16 protein-coding genes and 1 riboswitch are annotated in these 21,564 nt (G+C 63.9%); of the genes, 7 read left to right on the plus strand and 9 right to left on the minus strand.

Translation table 11 applies throughout. From position 1 onward, the window contains the following. Positions 1 to 21: 21 nt before the first annotated feature. From QN085_RS12210 to QN085_RS12220, 3 genes are all read right to left on the minus strand, one after another. Entirely contained in the window at positions 22 to 792 is a 771-nt protein-coding gene (locus tag QN085_RS12210) for a DUF6708 domain-containing protein (protein ID WP_230397110.1), read from the minus strand. Further along, complete coding sequence (locus QN085_RS12215; RefSeq protein ID WP_041506051.1) at positions 789 to 3,974, minus strand: T6SS effector BTH_I2691 family protein; 3,186 nt, start codon at positions 3,972 to 3,974, stop codon at positions 789 to 791. Before QN085_RS12215 ends, QN085_RS12210 begins: the two co-directional genes overlap by 4 nt. Before the next feature lie 179 nt (positions 3,975 to 4,153). Next, entirely contained in the window at positions 4,154 to 5,008 is an 855-nt protein-coding gene (locus QN085_RS12220) for a LysR family transcriptional regulator (RefSeq protein WP_013972498.1), read from the minus strand. 92 nt (positions 5,009 to 5,100) lie between these two features. On the opposite strand from QN085_RS12220, the gene QN085_RS12225 reads away from it, so the two are divergent. After that, complete coding sequence (locus tag QN085_RS12225) at positions 5,101 to 5,529, plus strand: multidrug/biocide efflux PACE transporter (protein ID WP_024087038.1); 429 nt, start codon at positions 5,101 to 5,103, stop codon at positions 5,527 to 5,529. A gap of 254 nt (positions 5,530 to 5,783) precedes the next feature. On the opposite strand, the gene QN085_RS12230 is transcribed toward QN085_RS12225, so the two are convergent. The 3 genes from QN085_RS12230 to QN085_RS12240 all read right to left on the minus strand — a co-directional run bounded on the left by QN085_RS12230 (position 5,784) and on the right by QN085_RS12240 (position 9,202). Then, positions 5,784 to 6,803, minus strand: coding sequence for a branched-chain amino acid aminotransferase (locus QN085_RS12230; RefSeq protein WP_013972500.1), 1,020 nt, complete (start codon positions 6,801 to 6,803; stop codon positions 5,784 to 5,786). 136 nt (positions 6,804 to 6,939) lie between these two features. Beyond that, a complete protein-coding gene (locus QN085_RS12235; protein WP_041506050.1) occupies positions 6,940 to 8,517 on the minus strand; it encodes an ATP-binding cassette domain-containing protein in 1,578 nt (525 codons plus the stop codon). Positions 8,518 to 8,842: 325 nt separating this feature from the next. Continuing rightward, positions 8,843 to 9,202, minus strand: a complete 360-nt coding sequence (locus QN085_RS12240; protein ID WP_024087040.1) for a hypothetical protein — start codon at positions 9,200 to 9,202, stop codon at positions 8,843 to 8,845. Positions 9,203 to 9,300: 98 nt separating this feature from the next. Continuing rightward, positions 9,301 to 9,513, plus strand: a riboswitch (cobalamin riboswitch). A 100-nt stretch (positions 9,514 to 9,613) separates the two neighbouring features. Here QN085_RS12240 and cobW point away from each other — a divergent pair. From cobW to QN085_RS12260, 4 genes are all read left to right on the plus strand, one after another. Then, positions 9,614 to 10,681 (plus strand): cobalamin biosynthesis protein CobW, encoded by a 1,068-nt coding sequence (gene cobW, locus QN085_RS12245; RefSeq protein ID WP_041506049.1) that lies wholly within the window; start codon positions 9,614 to 9,616, stop codon positions 10,679 to 10,681. Between the two features lie 3 nt (positions 10,682 to 10,684). Continuing rightward, on the plus strand, positions 10,685 to 14,446 hold the full coding sequence (gene cobN / locus QN085_RS12250; RefSeq protein ID WP_013972503.1) for a cobaltochelatase subunit CobN: 3,762 nt from the start codon (positions 10,685 to 10,687) through the stop codon (positions 14,444 to 14,446). Between the two features lies 1 nt (position 14,447). Then, complete coding sequence (locus tag QN085_RS12255; RefSeq protein ID WP_015270206.1) at positions 14,448 to 15,470, plus strand: magnesium chelatase ATPase subunit I; 1,023 nt, start codon at positions 14,448 to 14,450, stop codon at positions 15,468 to 15,470. Between the two features lie 101 nt (positions 15,471 to 15,571). After that, positions 15,572 to 16,138, plus strand: coding sequence for a vWA domain-containing protein (locus tag QN085_RS12260; protein WP_013972505.1), 567 nt, complete (start codon positions 15,572 to 15,574; stop codon positions 16,136 to 16,138). A gap of 108 nt (positions 16,139 to 16,246) precedes the next feature. Here QN085_RS12260 and QN085_RS12265 read toward each other — a convergent pair whose 3' ends face one another. After that, positions 16,247 to 16,513 carry a hypothetical protein gene (locus QN085_RS12265; RefSeq protein WP_013972506.1) on the minus strand — a complete coding sequence of 89 codons (267 nt, stop codon included), beginning with the start codon at positions 16,511 to 16,513 and terminating at the stop codon, positions 16,247 to 16,249. 342 nt (positions 16,514 to 16,855) lie between these two features. On the opposite strand from QN085_RS12265, the gene QN085_RS12270 reads away from it, so the two are divergent. Then, entirely contained in the window at positions 16,856 to 18,181 is a 1,326-nt protein-coding gene (locus QN085_RS12270) for a sigma-54 dependent transcriptional regulator (RefSeq protein ID WP_013972507.1), read from the plus strand. Positions 18,182 to 18,304: 123 nt separating this feature from the next. Here the strand turns inward: QN085_RS12270 and yghU are convergent, their stop codons facing one another. After that, complete coding sequence (yghU, locus tag QN085_RS12275) at positions 18,305 to 19,147, minus strand: glutathione-dependent disulfide-bond oxidoreductase (protein ID WP_023662617.1); 843 nt, start codon at positions 19,145 to 19,147, stop codon at positions 18,305 to 18,307. Positions 19,148 to 19,347: 200 nt separating this feature from the next. Here yghU and QN085_RS12280 point away from each other — a divergent pair, with 200 nt between their 5' ends. Next, positions 19,348 to 20,394 (plus strand): alpha/beta hydrolase family protein, encoded by a 1,047-nt coding sequence (locus QN085_RS12280; RefSeq protein ID WP_041506048.1) that lies wholly within the window; start codon positions 19,348 to 19,350, stop codon positions 20,392 to 20,394. Here the strand turns inward: QN085_RS12280 and QN085_RS12285 are convergent. After that, positions 20,356 to 21,549 carry an MFS transporter gene (locus QN085_RS12285; RefSeq protein WP_013972510.1) on the minus strand — a complete coding sequence of 398 codons (1,194 nt, stop codon included), beginning with the start codon at positions 21,547 to 21,549 and terminating at the stop codon, positions 20,356 to 20,358. The two genes, QN085_RS12280 and QN085_RS12285, sit on opposite strands and share 39 nt — an antisense overlap. Positions 21,550 to 21,564: the final 15 nt, after the last annotated feature.

Genomic DNA, 21,564 nt, shown 5'->3' on the forward strand with positions numbered 1-21,564 from the left:
GCTCGTATCACCCACCCCCTTTCAGGGGGCTGTTCTCGATTCCAGATCCATCTCTGACGGCCAGTTTACCTTCGGTGCCAAACGCAGGGCGAACTCACACCAGAGCACATCGTTGTGGTCTTTGGGTTCGCCTGGTGGTGGCAGGGCTGAGGGGCCTTCCTGCATGTAGGTGCAGATGTAGGCCCAGGCATGTTCATTGGCGCCCATCGTGACCAGAGGAAAACGGTCGATGACATTGTTTGTGCCTGGTGCAACGATGGAGAGTGTGACACCCCATTTGAAAATTAACCCACCGTTTGGCAGTGCGCCGGTTTGGGACCAGCGCTCGGCGCGGACTTGGGACCAGTCGTAACTGACCGGCACGACCTTGCCTTTGTCGAAGGGGTTCCACCATTGATGCTTGAAGTTGTAGGCGTAGATTTTATTACGGGCCCGGTTGAATCGAATGGGCAGGTCTCGGGGCGCTGAGAGGTCTGCCCGGAACAGGACAACGGTGCACCATGCTGACAATGAGAGCATGATAATTTCCTGAAGAACACTTTCTATGTCCGTTGGGTCCGTATGCCTGATCACCCAAGGAAGGTCAACCAGGATCGAAATCAGAAAGATAAGTGCCAATATCGAAACGATCCCACGATACGCCATTGCTGAGCGACAAATCTCGAGGTAAATATCATCTTGAAAGTTCGGCGTGTGGGGAGCCAAGCCAGGTTCTAGAATCGGTGCATCGAAGGGCGATGGCAAGTCTTCTTGCCAGCCAGTGCAGGGTGGGATCAGTCTTGGGCGGCTCATTGATTTTTGCTCTTGTTGGTGCGTATCTCATTCTCTATTAATACAATCTGAGCGAGTGTTGTTTTGTCGTCTTTGTCAGGCCAGAAGTTTAGGGTGAATTCTATTGCCTGGATGGTGTGGTGGTCGGACAATGGCAGCGCTCCTTGAATGGTGAGGGCTTTAGTCATTGGGTCGACCTTTGCGAGTGGCTGCATATCGGGTGGTCTGGAGAAGAGCTTATTGGTCGCTCTGTCTTGAGCTTGCAGTTTCAACGGCGAGGAACTGTCTGCGGACAGTACAGCTAATTCACTACCTCTAGGTCCGTGGTACAGGCTTAAGCTCCACTCGTAATGCGACAGGTGCTGATTGAAATTTGGAATGCGAATAAAGAAAATCAGGCCGACGCTTGCCGGGACCGCATTACCATCACTGGTAAATATCGTTGACGCATTTTCTTTGTGGATGGAGTGATTGATTTCGAATTGGATTTGAATCGAGACCTCCGCCTCCAAACCGAGGAGGGACGCATTGAGGGCGGCAATGGCCGCGTCCATATCGGCGTTGGTCATCCATTGGCGATGTGATTCCGGTAACCCCCACTTGGCATTTCTGGCCCAAATCTGCGTTGCTGATGATTCTTTGTGCTTGGCTGAAGTTGCAAGCAGATAGGCTGCTATGCCCAAGGTGATGCTTATGCCTATCGGGCCAAGTAAAGCGCTGGAGCCAAATGCGGCCCAGACGCCAAATGCTGCGGCCCCGAATGAAGTGGCACTTGCGAACCGGTAGAGGCGAGCTGCAGAGCCATCTCCCACTCTCTCGGATCTAAGGTTTGCATACCTGTACTGAACCGCATCCATGACACCAGCAAGCGCAGAAATCCCCGAGCCGAATCTGGCAATACCGGTTCCCAATGAGATTGTTGTCACCGTCCCCGGCCACGGTATCTTCGGACGCACAAGCGCAACAACCAGTCCCGCCGCTTCGACGCTGGCACCCAACAACCCAAGCGAAGAAGACCAGATCGCCGCAAGCGCCTCCGGGTTGTCCTGATGCGTCTCTTGCAACGCTCGATAGTTCTTGCCCAGGCTGTCCTGATGGAACCACATGCTGCCCAAGGCAAATAGCAGCCCGACGCTTCCGCTACTCGCTGCAGCATCCCGCAGGCTGCGCATGGCATCGCTTGCCACGCTTTGCGCGGCCGTAGAACTGATCTTCAAACCACCCGTAACCTGCGCACGCAGCGTACCCGCACCAATCGCAACATTGCGTACCAGCGCCCCGACGCCACCGGCTGCACCCTCGCGCAACTGCACCAACCGCGCCTGCAAACTCTCGGCGCTTTCGAGCGTCCAGAGCATCACCTCGATCATCTGGCTACGGTTACCCGCTGCCGCAATATTGATCGCGCCACTCAGCACCATGGCCCGCACCTTGCGGCCCAGGGGATCACGGAACTGCTTGTCTACCTGCTGTAGAAACGCATCGGTCCGCGCCTCCAGGGCTTCATTGAGCAGGCTCATGTATTCGCCCACTGTCAGCGACACCCGCAGCGGCGTTACCTGCTGCCCGGCGAACAGGGCAAACGCCGAGCGATGCACATGGCCGATCAGGGTCTTGGTCCGTTCACTGATGTGCTGGCTGAGCGCATTCCCTGCGCTGTTGGTCGCGGCCAGCAACTGGCCAACGGCATCCTGTATCGGCTTGATCATCAGCAGTTGGCCATCGGCGGTCCCGGCGATGCCCTTGATGATGTCGTACACCTTGCCGAAGTCGTCCCCGGACAGCGCGCTGGCCACCTGCTGCATCAGCTTCTGGTTCTTGGCCAGCAGTGCTTGGTAAAGCAGGCTGCGGTCGTCTTCCAGCAGCTGCTGCCAGATATGCTGGGTGATCCCGAGCGGCTGACCCTCCTGAGGCAAGGTTTCAGTGGGCCCGCCGGCCAGGCAGGCGGCCATCATCTGGATGAAGTACTCCACCGAAACGGGGGAGGTCGCGTCATAGTCGTAGTAGCCGATCTGCTGAAACGCCCGCTTGGCATAGTGCCGCGCATACAGATCGCCAACCTGGTCGATCATCGACTGCCAGTTTTTCAGTTCGCGGTCGTAATCGGCCTGGAACGCCGCGCGGGCGCTTTCGTCGTAACGCTCTTCCAGCCGCTCGCGGGCGTCCTGCTGCTTGCGCGCGGTGTTGCGTTCGGCCTGCGCGTCGATGTCCACCGGCGGCAGATACGCCTTGGCCGCGATCGGGCTGTCGTTCCACTGCTCGATCTGCCGGGCTTCCCGCTGCGCGTCCTCGGCACCCTGCACGGCCGCCATGGCCGCGTGCAATTCGCGGATGCCCAGCAGTGCTTGCGAGGTGAAGTATTCGAAGTGCCGCTGCGGCTGGGCCCGCCATTCCTGCAGGGCTTGCACCCAGCCAGTGCGTTGCGCGTTGAGCTCCATGACCATGCCGACCGGGTCGGGTAGCGTCAGCGCCAGCAGGCCATTGGGCAGTTGTTCCTGCTCGATGACATTGCGCACATGCGTGCGGGTTTCATGCCAGCGGCCCAGGCGGCTGTAAAAGCCATGAGCGCTGGTAAACCTGGCAGAGGAAAAGGTGGAAAACTCCAGGACCTGTTCCAGGCCGAAGCGGAAGCTGTCGGTCATTGCGATGCCGAGGCTGGCAGGGTCGTTGCGTGCGGTGTTCAGGTCCACCTCGACGAAGCGGGCGAGGGTGCCCGGGTCGCTGTTGGCGATGCCTTGCCGATAGCGGTCGAGTACCGCTCGGGGCCAAGGGTCGTTGGCGAAGGCGATCCAGGCCTTGCGGTAGAGCAGGGTATCGATGTTGATGAACGAGGCAATCACATCGTGGCCTTCGGTGGCGCATACCTTGGGTAACGACCTGGGTGGCCCCAAGGGCATCTGCGACACCGGAAAGCGCTGCAAGGTACCTTCCGCCGCCACCTCGTAGGCCTGCCAGATTTCCTGGTCGAGCAGTACGTAGACATAACCCTGGCGCAGGAGGCGCAACTGGTCGGTGTGCATCGGGTGGAAGATGATTTCGCTATCGTCTGCCAGGCGATAGGGGCGCCCTGTGTCCGGGCGTGGGGCGTAGGCCTCGCGCAGCAGCAGAATCGGCAGGCCGGAGCGTTCGCAGGCATTGCAGGTGCCGTAGGTGTTGGGGATCTCTTCCTGCATGGCGATGTGGATGGCTTTGCTGATGCTCATCAGGAGTTCCTTTCCAGTGATTTGACGCAACGGCCAAAACACTAGCGAGGAACGCCTTCGCGGGGGAGCAATGGGCTTCCTAAAACGTTGTAGGATTTTTCGCTTTAGTCCCCCTATAGGAGCGGCCTTGTGTCGCGACTGCTGCGCAGGAGCCCCAGGATCTTGCCGGCAATAAAAGTCTATTGCCCCAACATCTGCCGCACTAGCCACTGCCCTGCCGGCCCGAGCGCGCGCCGGCTCGACCAGGCCACGTCCATGTCTACCCGTCGCGGATACCCGGCCACCTGCAACTCCACCAGCCCACTGCCAAACCGTGCCACCAGTGCCCTGGGCAGCTCGGCCCAGCCGAACCCGCGCACGGCGAACTCCAGCAGGGTGAGGTAGTCCGGTGCCGACCAGGCTTGGCCACGACCGTGGTGCAGGCTGGGAGCATAGGTCTTGATATACAGCTGCCGGACGTTCTCCAGGTGCTGCGTCTGCACCTGGGGCAAAGCCGCCAACGGATGCCCGCTGGCCACGTACACCCCAAACTCTGCCTGCTCGGGCAAGCGTGCCACGGCAACGTCAGCGGGGTAGCTGGGCTGGGTGGCAAGAATGCCGACGTGTGCCAGGCCCTGCTGGATCAGCTCGATCACATCGGCATCTTCCGATGGGCCGCAGCGCAGCTCGGTATGCGGGTAGTGCTGGGCGAAGCGGGCCATCACCGCGCCCTGGAAGGTCACGCTGTAGCTGTCCGACATCACCACCGAGACCAGTGCCTCGATGTTTTCCGCCAGCCGCACCGCCAGGGCATCGAGCTGGGCGCTGGCATCGAGTATCGCCTCGACATGGCTCAGCACCTGCCGCCCAGCTTCGTTCAGCGTGGGGTGGCGACCGCCACGCTCGAACAACGGGCAACCCACATCGGCCTCGAAATTGGCGATAGCAATGCTGATGGTGGACTGGCTCTTGCGCAACTTGCGCGCCGCAGCGGAAAACGAACCCAGCGATGCGGCTTCGACAAAGGCGACCAGAGCTTCGGGTGAGTAGCGCATGATATTGATAAAACCGATGGTAGCTATGTCGCGAGTATCAGTTCTATCAAAGAAAATAGGAAGCACGACTCACGCAATGGATGGAATCTGCAATGAAAAACGTTTCTTTCACCGAACGCCTGGTCCACGCCGTCGGTTATGAAGTGTTCGCCGTGCTGCTGTGTGCGCCGCTGTTGTCCTGGATCATGGGCAAGTCGCTGGCGACGGCGGGGGCGCTGGCGGTGACCCTGTCGGTGATCGCCATGCTGTGGAACATGGTCTACAACGCACTGGTCGATCGCTACGTGCGGGTCGAGCGCATCCACTGGAAGGCCAGCGCTCGCTTTGCACACGGCCTGGGCTTCGAAGCCGGGCTGGTGGTGTGGTGCCTGCCGGTGGCGGCGTGGATGCTGGAAATTTCGTTGCTGCAGGCGTTCATGGTGGAGTTGGGCTTCTTCGTGATCATCTTGCCCTACACCGTGCTGTACAACTGGGCCTTCGACAAAGCCCGGCACCTGCTGATGCAGCGTCGCCTTGCATGAAAACTACCAGCCTGCGCTGCTCCTCGATTTGTGCATTGCGCGGATATCCTGGGGCTGCTTCGCAGCCCTTTCGCGACACAAGGCCGCTCCTACAGGGATGGCGTAGGCTTCAGGCTTGCGCTGTACCTGTGGAAGCGGCTTTAGCCGCGAACACCGGCGCAGCCGGTGCCATCCTATAGTTGACCGCGTTTGCCCATAAAAAAACGGGGCATGCCATCGCTGGCATGCCCCGTTTTTCAAACCGTTAAAGCGCCTCAGGCAACCTTGACGATCCAGCCAGCCGGTGCTTCCACGTCACCGCTCTGGATACCGGTCAGCTCGTTGTAGAGCTTCTGGGTAACCGGGCCGACCTTTTCCAGGTCGTGGAACACGTGCAGCTTGCCGTTGTACTCGATGCCGCCGATCGGGGTGATCACCGCAGCGGTACCGCAGGCGCCGGCTTCGATGAAACGGTCCAGCTTGTTGATTTCCACATCGCCTTCGATCACGGTCAGGCCCAGGCGCGATTGCGCCAGTTCCATCAGCGACAGGCGGGTGATGCCTGGCAGCACCGAAGCCGATTTCGGGGTGACGAACTCGTTGTTGGCGGTGATGCCGAAGAAGTTGGCCGAACCGACTTCCTCGATCTTGGTGTGGGTCAGCGGGTCGAGGTAGATGGCGTCGGCGAAGTTGGCTTTCTTCGCTTCTGCACCCGGCTGCAGGCTGGCGGCGTAGTTGCCACCGACCTTGGCCGCGCCGGTGCCTTGCGGGGCTGCGCGGTCGAAGCTGGAGATCTGGAAGTTGTGCGGCTTCATGCCGCCCTTGAAGTACGAGCCAACCGGGATGGCGAAGATCGAGAAGATGAACTCGGGGGCGGTGCGCACGCCAATGTTGTCACCGGTGCCGATCACGAACGGGCGCAGGTAGAGGGCGCCTTTACCATGCGGTGGCACGAACTTCTCGTTGGCCTTGACCACTTGCTTGCACGCCTCGATGAACACATCGGTCGGCACCTGCGGCATCAGCAGGCGGGCGCAGCTGCGCTGCATGCGGGCGGCGTTCTGGTCCGGGCGGAACAGGTTGATCGAACCGTCCTTGCAACGGTAGGCCTTGAGGCCCTCGAAGCACTGCTGGCCGTAGTGCAGGGCAGTGGAGCCTTCACTGATGTGCAGTACGTTGTCTTCGGTCAGGGTGCCCTTGTCCCACTCGCCATTGCGCCATACGGACAGGTAGCGTTTGTCGGTCTTGATGTAGTCGAAACCCAGCTTGTCCCAATTAATGCTTTCGTTGCTCATGACACCCTCATTGTCTTGCAAGTGCCCGATTGCTCGGGCTGCTGTTATATGCGCACCACGCCACCATAATACATCCGTGGCAGATCGGGAACGGCCTGTCACGAATTGATAGCCTGCAATGCATTTATTGTGGCTTCTACAAGTGCAGGTATTCGTCCAGCGCCAGCCGGTCGAGCAGTACCTGGTCGTGGGACGCCACCACCAGCGCCCCGCGAAACTGCCCGAGCATGTGCTCCAGTGCGGCCAGCGACGGCAGGTCCAGGTGGTTGCCGGGTTCGTCCAGCAGCAACAGGTCGAGCGGCCGTTCGCGGTACAGCACGGCGGCCAGTGCTGCCTTCATTCGTTCACCGCCGCTGAGCAGGCCGCTGGGCAGTTCGATGCGGGCCGCATCCAGGCCAAGTTGTGCCAGGCGGCTGCGCAAGTCGCCCTGGGCCAATGTCGGGTTTGCCTGGTGCAGGTGGTCGAGCACGCTGGTATGGCCTGGTAGTGCGCTGCAGTGCTGGTCGAGCAGGGCGGTTTCACCACTGAGGCGCAGGCTGTCGGGCGGTGCTGGCAACTCGCCGTTCATCAGCTTGAGCAGGGTGGACTTGCCACTGCCATTGGCGCCGACCAGGCCCACCCGCTGGCCCAGGCACAAGCGCAGGTTCAATGGTTTGCGCGTGCCGCGGGGTAGGTGCAGCGCCTGCAAGGCCAGCACTTCGCGGCCCGGATGGCGCTGCGGCGTGGGTGCATGCAGGGTAATGGCGCTGTCCTGCTCGACTTCGCGAGCGGCGTCACGCACTTTGCCCTGCAGCGCCTGCCGGGCGTCGCGATGGTCGCGGCACTGCTTGCCCGCAGTGGCCTGGCTGCGTTCCTGCTGGCGGTCGACCAGGATCTTGGCCTGGTTGGCGTGCCTGGCGTTGCGCCCGGCGCGGGCTTGATGACGTTCCAGGTCCTCGCGCTGGCGCTGCAGTTCGCGCGCCTGGCGTTGCTGCTCCTGTTTCAGCCGGGCAAGTTGCTGTTGGGCCAGCGCCGTCTGGCTGGCTTTCTGGGCCGAATAGAAGCTGTAGTTGCCGCCATAGGCCTGCAAGCCCAGGCTGGACAATTCGACGATGCGCGTCATGTGCGCGAGCAGTTTGCGATCATGGCTGATCACCAGCAAGCCCCGGTCCCAGGCTTCGATCATGCTCAGCAGTTGGGCGCGGGCGTTGCTGTCCAGGTGATTGCTCGGTTCGTCGAGGATCAGGTAGTCCGCTTCGCTGAGCCAGGCGCCGACCAGCGCCACGCGCATGGCCTGGCCACCGCTCAGGCTGTGGGCGGGCTGGTGCCAGTCGAGCTGGCCCAGGCCGTGGCGTTGCAGGTGCCCCTGCAATTGCTCGCGGATATCCCAGCGTTCGCCGACGGTGTCGAAGTCACTGGGTGCGACGCTGCCTTGCTCGATGCGCTCCAGCGCAGCGAGCACCGCGCCCACCTGGGCCAGGTCGGCGACCGTGGCGCTGTGCTCGATCACCTGCTGGTCCAGAAGATGGATGCGCCCAAGGCGCCGACACTGGCCGCTGCTTGGTTCGCGCTGGCCGGCAAGTACCTGCCCGAGCAGGCTCTTGCCCACACCGTTGCGCCCGACCAGGCCGGTGCGGCGTTGGTCGAAGGTTTCGCTGAGGTTGGTAAATAACAGCCTGCCGTCAGGCAAGGCCAAGGAGACGCTGTCCAGCGTCAGGATCGACGTGTTCGTCATGCACAACTCCACAAATGCCGCGACATCTCCGGAGCGAACCGGAGGCTGAAGACAGGCCGTCGAAGGGACGGCGGCATCAATGGCGCATTGGACGAACACCTCGTGACAGGGGAATGCGTAGCCTAACGGATAGAGGCATCGTTGTCGCGGAAAAACAGATTCCGCGAGTGCGCCGCGTGCCCTGTAGGAGCGGGTTCACCCGCGAAACAGGCGACGCGGTGGATGGCACGGGCTTCGCCCGTGTTCGCGGTTAAACCCGCTGCCACATGGTCGGCGTCGCCCTTAAAGCGTGCACTGGACCTGTAGGACCGTGCATGCCCCTGGTTCAGCGCCCCATCAAGCGCCTGGTCCAGTCGCCCCCGTGGCTCTGCTGGCAGGCCTCTTCACTGTCAAACCGCACATGCCAGGCCGGATGATCCAGCTGAACGCCGGCCTGCTCCAGCGCAAGGCCTGTCAGCGCCAGCATGCGCACCTTCGCGTCGCCCGCCACGGCGGCGGCCTTGTCGGCCTCTCGCTCGAACACCCAGGTAATACGCAGGCTGGCCGGAAAGTCCTCGGGCGCGAGACGATGGGTAAGCCAGCTGAAACCGACGATCTGCGCCTTGGCGGTTTCGCAGGCTTCGGTCAGGCAAACCACCAGTTCACGCTCCAGGCGTGCCATATCGCGCTTGTTCAGGGGTTTCACCGGTGGGCCTCGCTGCTCAAAGCCACCACTGTAACGCAGTTGCGCCACTTGCTGTCGGCCAGCCCGACAGCAATGGTTGACCACCCGCCAGCCACTGCGTAGCCTTGCCACTTCGAGGTTCTTCGGCCAGGCCGAAGCTAAGACGGGAACGCGGTACAAGCCGCGGCTGCCCCCGCAACTGTAAGCACCGACAACGGATCGACACAGCCACTGCGCCCGCGCGCGGGAAGGCGTCATCCCGCCAGCCCGCTGCACCAGCGGGCACATGGAACGGTGCGAGCCAGGAGACCTGCCTCGTCACGTTTTCGACTTTCAACCGGGCGGGGTGATCCGGTGGCGAACAAGCCCGGCCGGCCTGGCCTGCGGCTGTCGTCCTGCATGCCCGCGCCAATCTGCCAAGGGCAATGCGACATGAAAACACTGGCCAAGCTCCCCGTCACCATCGTCACCGGCTTCCTCGGCTCGGGCAAGACTACCTTGCTGCGCCACATGCTCGACAACGCCCAGGGCCGCCGCATTGCGGTAATCGTCAACGAGTTCGGCGAGCTGGGCATCGACGGCGAAATCCTCAAGCAGTGCAGCATCGGTTGCACCGAGGAAGAAGCCACCGGCCGCGTCTACGAACTGGCCAACGGCTGCCTGTGCTGCACCGTGCAGGAAGAGTTCTTCCCGGTGATACGCGAGTTGGTGGCACGCCGTGGCGACCTGGACCATATCCTCATCGAAACCAGCGGCCTGGCGCTGCCCAAACCGCTGGTGCAAGCCTTCCAGTGGCCGGAAATCCGCAATGCCTGCACCGTCGACGCGGTGATCACTGTGGTCGACAGCCCTGCGGTGGCCGCCGGTACCTTCGCCGCCTACCCGGACCAGGTCGATGCCCAGCGCAAGCTCGACCCCAACCTGGACCACGAGTCGCCACTGCACGAACTGTTCGCCGACCAGTTGGCCAGCGCCGACCTGGTGGTGCTGAACAAGGCCGACCTGATCGACGCCGAAGGCCTGGCCAAGGTCCGCACCGAGGTGGCCGAAGAACTGCCTCCGGCGGTCAAGGTTGTCGAGGCCAGCAGCGGCAAGCTGCCGCTGGAGGTGCTGCTGGGTGTGGGCGCCGAGTCCGAGGCGCACATCGATGGTCGCCGTACCCACCATGATTCCCACCATGACGGTGATGACCATGACGATCATGACCACGACGCCTTCGACTCCATCTCCATCGACCTGCCCGAAGCCGACGAAAGCCTGCTGCTCGATGCCCTGACCCAGCTGGTGGTGGAGTTCGGCATCCTGCGCGCCAAAGGCTTCGCTGCCATCCCGGGCAAACCGATGCGCCTGCTGGTGCAAGGCGTGGGTACCCGTTTCGACAAGCACTTCGACCGCGCCTGGCGCGCCGACGAGCCGCGCATCACACGCCTGGTGCTGATTGGCCAGGACCTTGACGCCGCCCAGCTGGAAGCGCGCCTGCGCCAGGCACTGGGCGCCTGACCCATGCACCTGCTGCGGACCCAGCCCGGCGGCTTCGTGCCGGATGACAGCATTGCCGACCTCGGCCAGACGCCCGCCGAGCTGGTGATTCTCTGCAGCGGCGATTCGCACCTGGCATTGCTCGCCGATACCGCCGAGCAATTGCCCGAGGATTACCCCAGCCTGCGCCTGGCCAACCCGATGCAGGTCCAGAACCATGCCTCGGTCGACCTGTACGTCGACCAGGTGCTGCGCCATGCCAAGGTCATCCTGGTGTCGCTGCACGGTGGCGTCGGCTACTGGCGCTATGGCGTCGAGCAGTTGGTCGAGCTGGCCGGACGTGGCGTGCAGCTGATCCTGGTGCCGGGTGACGACCGCCCGGACCCGGAGCTGACCAGCCTGGGCAGTGTCAGCGGCGAGCAGGCCGAACGCCTCTGGCACTACTTGCGCCAGGGCGGCAAGGCCAATGCCATCAACCTGTTCAACTGCCTGGCCAGCCAGTGGCTGGGCCGCGACTATGCCTGGGACGAGCCGCAGCCGCTGCCGCGCACTGCCGTGTATCACCCGGCCAAGGGCAGCGCCACGCTGGAGGATTGGTACACGCAGTGGCACCCCGAGCAGCCGGTGGCACCACTGTTGTTCTACCGCTCGCACCTGCAGGCGGCCAACACCGCGTTCATCGATGTGTTCTGCCAGCGCCTGCAGGCGGCCGGGCTCAACCCATTGCCGATCGCCGTGGCCAGCCTCAAGGAAAGCGCCTGCCTGGAACAGGTCGAAGCCTGGCTGGACGAGGTGGGGGCCGAAGTGCTGGTCAACACCACCGGCTTTGCCCTGTCCAGCCCCGAGCGCCCCAACCTGCGCCCGTTCCGTCGCGACATCCCGGTGCTGCAGGCCATCTGCGCGCAAGACAACCAGCCCGGCTGGGAAGCCAGCGAGCAGGGCCTGGGGGCGCGTGATCTGGCCATGCACATTGCCTTGCCAGAACTGGACGGGCGCATCATCACCCGCCCGGTCAGTTTCAAGGACATGGCCTGGCGCAGCGAGCGCAGCCAGTCCGACGTGGTCTGCTACCGCGCCCACCCCGAGCGCATGGACTTTGTCGCCGAACTGGCCCGCCGCTGGGTCGAACTGGCGCGCCTGCCAAATACGCAAAAGCGCGTGGCCCTGGTGCTGGCCAACTACCCGACCCGGGATGGCCGCATTGGCAACGGCGTTGGCCTGGACACGCCAGCGGCCGCGCTGAACATCCTCAAGGCCCTGCAGGCCGAAGGCTATCCGCTGGCCGACTTGCCGGGCAGCGGCACGCAGCTGATCCATCAGTTGCTCGGTGGCGTGACCAACGACCTCGACCATCTGGACCTGCGCCCCTGCGCGCAGAGCCTGAGCCTGGCCGACTACCAGGCTGCCTTCGAGCGCCTGCCAGAGGCAAACCGCCAGGCCGTGCTGGAACGCTGGGGGCCGCCGCAGCAGGACCCGATGTACCGCAGTGGCCGGCTGATGGTGGCCGGCCTGCGCTTTGGCTTGACCTTTGTCGGCATCCAGCCGGCGCGCGGTTACCAGGTGGACCCCAGCGCGGTGTACCACGACCCGGACCTGGTACCGCCGCACGGCTATCTGGCATTTCACTTCTGGCTGCGCCATGCCTTTGCCGCCGACGCGGTGATCCATGTCGGCAAGCACGGCAACCTCGAATGGCTGCCCGGCAAGGGCGTCGGGTTGTCGGCGCAGTGCTGGCCGGACGCCTTGCTCGGCCCGCTGCCGAACATCTATCCGTTCATCGTCAACGACCCGGGCGAGGGCGCCCAGGCCAAGCGCCGCACCCAGGCAGTGATCATCGACCACCTGATGCCGCCGCTGACCCGTGCCGAAACCTATGGCCCGTTGCGCCACCTGGAGCAATTGGCCGACGAGTTCTACGAAGCGCAGCTGCTCGACCCGCGGCGCGCTCGCGAGTTGCAGCGCGACATTCTCGAACTGGTCAAGGCCAACCACATCGACCGCGAACTGCAGCTGGAAGGCCAACTGGACGATGCCGCCGTGTGGCTGCCACGCCTGGATACCTACCTGTGCGACCTGAAGGAATCGCAGATTCGCGATGGCCTGCATGTGTTCGGCCAGTCCCCGGAAGGCCGGCTGCGGCTGGATACCTTGCTGGCGCTGTTACGGGTCGAGCGTGGCGACGGTCGCGGTGGCAATGCCAGCCTGTTGCGGGCCCTGGCCAAGGCGCTGGTGCCAGGCTTCGATCCGCTCGATTGCGAACTTGGCCAGCCGTGGCAAGGGCCACGCCCGGACCAACTGCAGGCCATGAGCAGCGAGCCTTGGCGCACCTGTGGCGATACCCGCGAACGCCTCGAACTGTTGGCGCTGCAGTTGATCGACCAGGCGCTGTGCGGCACCGTGCATTTACCTGCCCAGAGCGAATGGCAGCCGGTGCACGATGTGGTACGGACGCTGCGAGAATCGGTGGCACCCAGCCTGGACGCCTGCGGCAGCGCCGAAATGGATGGCCTGCTGGCGGCGCTGGCCGGGCGTTTCGTGCCCGCCGGCCCCAGTGGCGCACCCAGTCGTGGTCGCCTGGACGTGCTGCCCACCGGTCGCAACTTCTATACCGTGGACGTGCGCAACCTGCCCACCACCACCGCCTGGCGCCTGGGCTTCGCCTCCGCCAACCTAATCCTGGAGCGCCATCTGCAGGACCACGGCGATCACCTGCGCCAGCTCGGTCTTTCGGTGTGGGGCACGGCAACCATGCGTACCGGCGGTGATGACATCGCCCAGGCCATGGCGCTGATGGGCGTGCGTCCGGTGTGGGCCACGGGCAGCCAGCGGGTAGACGATTTCGAGATCCTGCCACTCAGCCTGCTCGACCGCCCGCGGGTGGATGTGACCTTGCGCGTTTCCGGCTTTTTCCGTGATGCCTTCGGCAACCTCATCCGCCTGTTCGATGCCGCAGTGCAGGCCGTGGCCGCGCTGGATGAGCCCGACGATCTCAACCCCCTGGCCGCCCGCGTGCGTAGCGAGCGTGCCGCGCTGCAGGCGCAGGGCGTGGACGCCGAGCAGGCCGCGCGCCAGGCTGGCTGGAGGGTGTTCGGTGCCAAACCAGGGGCCTACGGCGCGGGGGTGCAGAACGCCATCGACGGGCGCCTGTGGCACAGCCGCGACGACCTGGCCGAGGTCTACCTCAATCACGGCGGCTATGCCTACGGCGCCAGCGACGACGGAACCCCGGCCCGAGCCCAGTTCACCCAGCGCCTGGCCAAGGTGCAGGCGGTGCTGCAGAACCAGGACAACCACGAACACGACCTGCTCGATTCCAACGACTATTACCAGTTCCAGGGTGGCATGCTGGCGGCGTCGGAAACCTTGTCCGGTGCGGCAGTTGCCAGTTATCACGGCGACCATAGCCAGGCCGACCGGCCGCGCATCCGTACCCTCAAGGAAGAGCTGAACCGGGTCATCCGCGCCCGGGCGCTGAACCCGAAATGGATCGACGGGGCCAAGCGCCACGGCTACAAGGGCGCCTTCGAGATGGCGGCGACGGTCGACAACCTGTTCGCCTTCGACGCCACCACGGAACTGATCGACGACCATCATTACCAGGCGCTGGCCGATGCCTACGTGCTCGACCCGGCGACCCGCGACTTCATGCGCGAGCACAACCCCGAGGCCCTGCGCGACCTTACCGAGCGTTTGCTGGAGGCCCAGCAGCGCGGTCTGTGGCAGGCACCGGGTGACTACCGCGAGGCCCTCGAGGAACAACTGCTCGACGGCGAGGAACAGGCTTGAAATGAGTGAACCCGTGCAATTTCCACTGGCAGCCGTGGTCGGTGCCGATGACCTGAAACTGGCGCTGTGCCTGACCGCAATCGACCCGAAGATCGGCGGCGTGCTGATCGAGGGGCCACGTGGCATGGCCAAGAGTACTCTGGCCCGTGGCTTGGCCGACCTGCTCGGTGAGGGCCCGTTCGTGACCCTGCCACTGGGCGCCAGCGAAGAGCGGCTGGTCGGCACCCTCGACCTGGATGCCGCACTGGGGCAGGGCAAGGCGCAGTTCTCCCCAGGGGTACTGGCCCAGGCCGATGGTGGCGTGCTGTATGTCGATGAGGTCAACCTGCTGCCCGACACCCTCGTCGACCTGTTGCTCGATGTGGCGGCCAGTGGCACCAACCGTATCGAGCGCGACGGCATCTCGCACCGGCACAGTGCCCGCTTCGTACTGATCGGCACCATGAACCCGGAGGAGGGCGAACTCCGCCCGCAGTTGCTCGACCGCTTTGGCCTCAATGTGGCTCTGGAAGGCTTGCCCGAACCTGAGGCGCGCCAACAGATCATTCGCCGCCGTCTGGCCTTCGACAGCGACCCGCAGGCCTTTTGCGCGCAATGGGCCGAGGCCCAGGCGCAATTGCGCGAGCGCTGCCAGGCGGCGCGTCAGGCCCTGGCCGGCATTGCCCTGGACGACCAGGCACTGGCCTGGATCACCGAACGCTGCTATGCCGCTGGGGTCGACGGGTTGCGCGCCGATCTGGTCTGGCTGCGCGCCGCACGCGCCCACTGTGCGTGGCGTGGTGGCGAGGCCATCGAGGAGGCCGATGTCGATGCAGTGGCCGAGTTCGCCTTGCGCCATCGCCGCCGCGTTTCGCCCCAGGCCAACCCGCCTGCGGCGCCGCAGCAGCCTGAACAGCAACCCGGTCGACAAGACGCGGGCAACCCTGGCGAACAGGGCGGGCAGGGCGACTGGGGCGCAATGCCGGCGCAGCCTGTGGCCAGCGGCGCTCGCCGCGAGGTGCCGAACTGGGCAAAAAAGCCCTGAGCATCCCCCAGTCACCTGCCAAAGGGGCGGATGCCAACGCAGGCGCAGGTAAGCAATACGGTGCCAGCCGAGGCCGGGCGCGCAGTGCTGCGGCCGGGCGGGTGGCCTGGTTGCCGACCCTGCTCAAGGGGCGGCCACGCCAGCGCCAGGACCTGTGCTGGCAGCAACGCCAAGCCAGGCCCGCAGAACTGTGGCTGGTAATCGTCGATGCTTCGGCCTCGACCCGTCGCCACCAGGCGTTGGCGCAAACCAAAGGGCTGCTGGCGGCGCTATTCGACCAAGCCTACCGCCAACGTGCCCGGTTGGCCCTGCTTACCGCCAGCGGGCGCTCACCGCAGTGGCAGCGCCACGGCCTGAAGGCCTCGGCCGCCTTGCAACCGTGGCTGCAAGCCTTGGGAGCTGGTGGTGGCACGCCGTTGATCGCTGCACTGGAGCAGGCTCGGCACTGGTTGCAGGATCGGCAACGGGCCCACCCCGAAGAAGCGTTACGCTGCCTGGTGTTCACCGACGGTCGCCTGCAACACTGGAATACCGTGCAGCCGATGCCGTGCGCCACTCTGTTGGTGGACATGGAACTGGCGCCGGTGCGCCTGGGCCGTGCGCAGCGCCTGGCGCAGCAACTTCAGGCGGATTACCAGCACCTGCAACAGTTCAGGTTGGTGGATTGAAAAAGCACCGGTGCGACACTATGCCGCAATAAGAAAAAGTTGCCAGAACAGCAACCCGGAAGTTGTACAAGTGCGTGGCGACGCACGCACTTGGTTTGCCGGCCGATATTATTTCGGCATTGACCACGGCTGCAGGTCGTAACCTTTTTCGCACAGCTCGGCGCGCACTTCCTCGATCAGGCTGGCCCACTGGGCCGGGTCGGAATAGATGCGCGAAGACACTTGCTTGCTGCCGATGCGGGTGCTGGTCCGGTCGATCACTGCCAGGCTCAGTTCACCAGTACCGTTGGGTGCATCCCAGGCTACGCACTGGAAAGGTTCGAAGGCGTGGTCGGCAATCAGCAGTGCTTCGTTGACACGGAGCGGGGCATTCATGGTTCGGTCTCTCTATGGTCCCAAACATCCAGTTAAAGTCCGCGTTGCTTCGAAGTCGCCTCGGTTATCGCGAAGTGCAGCGCGGGGTTATGTGTACTGATGCTCGTTGTCCGGGGGCGAGTCACACATTGGTTGTAAAAAATTTTGCCAGGGTCGAATCCGTTCTTGCCCATGCCGCCATGTGATGTCGATAAAGTGCGAAAATTCCCGTCACGCATTGTAAAAAAATGATTCGGCAGACAGACGGTACTGGGAACCGTCAACTTAGTTGCTACTGTTAATCGGGCGCCACAACTTACTGTTTTATTTCAAAAAACTGAAAACTGGCGCCAAGGATTGGTCATGCAGCAGCCTGCCGCCCAACGCCGTTTGCTCATCGTCGACCCCTGCGATGACTGCCATCGTTTGTTACCCGGATTGCGCAGCGCAGGCTGGGATGTGCACAGCTGCATGCTCGGCGCCGCGTTGGATCACCCTTGCGATGTGGGCCTGTTGCGCTTGCAGGCGTCACACCTGAGGCGCCCGGACGGGGTCAAGGACTTGATCAAACGCAGCAACACCGAATGGATTGCCGTGCTCAGCGCCGAACAACTGCGTATGCCGGCCGTCGGCGATTTTGTTTGTGAATGGTTCTTTGACTTCCACACCTTGCCGTTCGACGTTTCCCGCGTTCAGGTCACGCTGGGTCGGGCCTTCGGAATGGCGCGCCTGCGCGGCAAAGGGATGGCGAGGGTGGATGAAGCAAGCCACGAACTGCTCGGTGATAGCCGCCCGATCCGCGAACTGCGCAAGCTGCTGGGCAAGCTGGCGCCCACTGAATCGCCGGTGCTGATCTGTGGAGAAAGCGGCACCGGCAAGGAACTGGTGGCCCGCACCCTGCATCGCCAGTCGCAACGCAGCGAGCAACCGTTCATTGCCATCAACTGCGGGGCAATCCCCGAGCACCTGATCCAGTCGGAACTGTTCGGCCATGAAAAGGGCGCTTTCACGGGTGCTCATCAGCGCAAGGCCGGGCGCATCGAAGCGGCTAATGGTGGCACGCTGTTTCTCGACGAAATTGGCGATTTGCCGCTGGAGTTGCAGGCCAACCTGCTGCGCTTTCTGCAGGAAAAGCACATCGAGCGCGTGGGGGGCAGCCAGCCGATCCCGGTGGATGTCAGGGTGCTGGCGGCTACCCACGTGGACCTGGAAAGGGCCATCGAGCAAGGGCGCTTTCGCGAAGACCTGTATTATCGCCTGAACGTGTTGCAGGTGGTGACCGCACCATTGCGAGACCGGCATGGCGACCTGTCGATGCTGGCCAGTCATTTTGCCCATTTCTACAGTCTTGAAACCGGGCGTCGACCGCGCTCGTTCAGCGAGCATGCCCTGGCGGCCATGGGCCGGCATGACTGGCCGGGCAATGTCCGCGAGTTGGCCAACCGGGTAAGGCGCGGGCTGGTGCTCGCAGAAGGCCGGCAAATCGAGGCACAGGACCTTGGGTTGCAGCCCCTGGACCAGGTACAGCAACCGCTGGGCACGCTGGAAGAGTACAAGCACCGAGCCGAGCGTCAGGCGCTGTGCGATGTACTCAGCCGGCACAGTGACAACATGAGTGTGGCGGCCAAGGTGCTAGGTATATCGCGGCCGACTTTCTATCGGTTGCTGCACAAGCACCAGATTCGCTGAGCAGCAGCCCTCGGCCGTGCCCGAGCCTTGTGGGAGCAGGCATGCCCGCGAAGCAGGCGCTGCGGTGGATGGCACCAGCTACGCCGGTATTCGCGGGTAAACCCGCTCCCACAAGAGGCCGTGTTATTCGTCCAGGTCTGCCGCTGCATGCCGCTCCGGCACCTGGCTGGCCTCATCCCCCCAGGTCCGGTTCACCCGTGTGCCACGCTGCACCGCCGGGCGCAAGGCAATCTCCTCGGCCCAGCGCTGCACATGCTTGTACTCGTCCACCGCCAGGAACTCCGCCGCGCCATACAGGTTGCCGCGCACCAGCTGGCCATACCAAGGCCACACGGCAATGTCGGCGATGCTGTATTCCTCGCCGCCCAGGTAGCGGCTTTCGGCCAGGCGCCGGTCGAGCACATCCAGCTGACGTTTGGCTTCCATGGTGAAGCGGTTGATCGCGTACTCGAACTTTTCTGGCGCATACACATAGAAGTGGCCAAAGCCCCCGCCCAGGTATGGCGCCGCGCCCATTTGCCAGAACAGCCAGTTCAGGCTTTCGGTGCGTGCAGCTGGCGCTTTCGGCAGCAAGGCATCGAACTTTTCCGCCAGGTACAGCAGGATCGAACCCGACTCGAACACCCGCACCGGCGGCTCGACGCTGCGGTCGAGCAGGGCGGGGATCTTCGAGTTGGGGTTTACCTGGACAAAGCCGCTGGAGAATTGGTCGCCCTCGCCAATGCGGATCAACCAGGCATCGTACTCGGCACCAAGGTGGCCCAGGGCAAGCAGCTCTTCGAGGGCGATGGTGACCTTCACGCCATTGGGCGTGGCCAGGGAGTACAGCTGCAGCGGGTGCTTACCCTGGGGCAGGTCCTTGTCGTGAGTCGGGCCGGCAACCGGGCGGTTGATGCTGGCGAACTGGCCACCGGACGCGGCGTCGTTGCGCCAGACCTTGGGTGGCACGTAGACGGGCTTGCTCATGCGTGAATCTCCTTAAATGGCGCGAAACGGTCACGTAGAGACGTGGACCTGCATCTATGCCACGGGTTCGACGAAAAGCGCAAATGCATAGGGCGGGGGCGTGAAGTGCATGACTTCGGTTTCATTCAGGTTTCATCCTGTGCAGCCCAGGCCGGTTCTATGCTGGGCTATCTCTTCGCCCTGCAAGGAACCGCCGGCCGATGACTCACTCTCGCTGCATGCTGGCACTGGCCCTGCTCGGTAGCCTTCTGGCCCATGCCGAGGCCGCACCCTGGGTTGCCGGCCTGCATCACATGACGTTGGCCGACCCGGTCGACGCCCGGCCCATGCAGGCGCTGGCGTTCTACCCGGCCATTGGCAAGACCCGCAGCAGCCGGATAGACGGCTACCCGGTCGACGTGAGTGAAGAGGCGCCGGTAGCATTGGGCCAGTTCCCATTGCTGGTGCTGTCCCACGGCAATACCGGCAGCCCGCTGGCCTTGCACTACCTGGCGACGTCGCTGGCGCGCCAGGGTTTTATCGTGGTGGCGGTGGTGCACCCCGGCGACAACGCCCGCGACCACAGCCGCCTGGGCACCCTGAGCAACCTGTACGGCCGGCCGCTGCAAGTGAGTGCCGCAATTACGGCCGCCCGCGATGATGCCTTGCTGGGGCCTTACCTGAACGGTGGCAAGGTTGGGGTGATCGGCTACTCGGCCGGTGGTGAAACTGCCTTGATCCTCTCAGGCGCGCGCCCGGATCTGGACCGCCTGCGCAAGTACTGCCTGGAGCGCCCTGACGACGCCGACGCCTGCAAGACCCACGGTGTACTGATTGCCGACCGCAGCGAGCTGGTGCCAGAGGCCGACCAACGGGTGGGGGCCGTGATGCTGATGGCACCTCTCAGCCTGCTGTTCGGGCGCCATGCCCTGGCCGGGGTGCAGGTGCCGGCGCTGATCTACAGTGGCGACAGCGACCAGCTGGTGGCGGTGGACCGCAACGCCGAAGCCCTGGCCCGCAAATTGCCGGTCACACCGGACTATCGCCTGCTGGCCGGCGCCGGGCACTTCGTGTTCATGGCCCATTGCGATGCCGAGCAGTCCGTGCGGATGCCGGCGCTGTGCAAGGACGCCGCAGGCGTGGACCGCCGGCACATCCACCATTCCCTGCAGCAGGAAGCCGCGGTGTTCTTCAGCCAGGCGTTGGGCGCGCCGGAGCCGGCCGAGCGTTCAGCCGCGAGTGGCGCGCCGCGCCAGCAACAGCGTTAGGCCGACACCGGCCAGGGCGAGCAGGGCGGCCACACAGAAGATCGAGGCATAGCCCAGATGTGCGGCCACTGCGCCCATCACCGGCCCGGCGATGGCCAGGGCCATGTCGAAGAACACGGCGTAGGCCCCCAGCCCTGCACCACGGCTACTGCTGGGTACCTGCTTGATCGCTTCAACCCCCAGCGCCGGGTACACCAGCGATAGCCCGAAACCGGTAAGCCCGGCACCGATCAGCGCCCACGGCGGCGACGGTGCCAGCCACAGCAGGCTCAGGCCGAGCACTTCGGTGGCCATGCACGCGACCGCCACGTTGTAGCCACCAAAGCGGTTGACCGCATTGACGAACAGCAGCCGGGAAATGATGAAACACACGCCAAACGCACTCAGGCACCAGGCTGCGCCCACCCAGCCGCGCTCCAGGTAATACAGGGTGACGAAGGTGGTCAGGGTACCGTAGCCGATAGAGGCAAGGGTCAGGCCCAGACCGCACGGTGCAACCCGGCCGAAGGCCGACCAGAAAGGCAGGCGTTCGCCGCGCACCACCACCACGTCCGGCCGCTTGCGCAGTACCAGCAGGGCAGATACCGCCAGCACCAGCAATGCCGGCCCCAGCACGCTGAAGTCCAGCCCGTCGACGGCCAATACACCCAAGGGGGCACCAATGGCGATGGCGCCATAGGAGGCGATACCGTTCCACGAAATCACCCTGGCAGTGTGTTCGGGCCCGACCTGGCCGATGCCCCAGCTCAGCGTGGCCACGCCGATCAGCCCTTGGGCGACGCCCAGCAGCAGGCGCCCGCCGAGCAACAGCGCCAGGCTCAGCAGCGGTAGCGTCAGGGTCCAGGCTGAGAGCAGGGTCAACACCCCGCAGCCGGCAATCCCCAGCAAACCGAAGCGAATGGCCTGCTTGCCCCCCAGGGTATCGGCCACGCGCCCGGCAAACGGGCGGCTGAGTAGCGTGGCCAGGTATTGCAGGCCAATGGTCAGCCCGGCGACCACCGCGCCAAACCCCAGCTGGTCGTGCACATGGCTGGGCAGCACGGCGATCGGCAGGCCGATGCAGAGGAAGGCGATGAAGGTGTAGAAAACGATCGACAGGATCTGCAGGGTGATTTGCAGCGTGTTACTGGCGGGGGCGGGTTGTTGCGCGGTCATGGGCTCGTTCGCGGG

It is taken from the genome of Pseudomonas sp. M2(2023), assembly GCF_030263955.1.
Classification (GTDB): domain Bacteria; phylum Pseudomonadota; class Gammaproteobacteria; order Pseudomonadales; family Pseudomonadaceae; genus Aquipseudomonas; species Aquipseudomonas asiatica.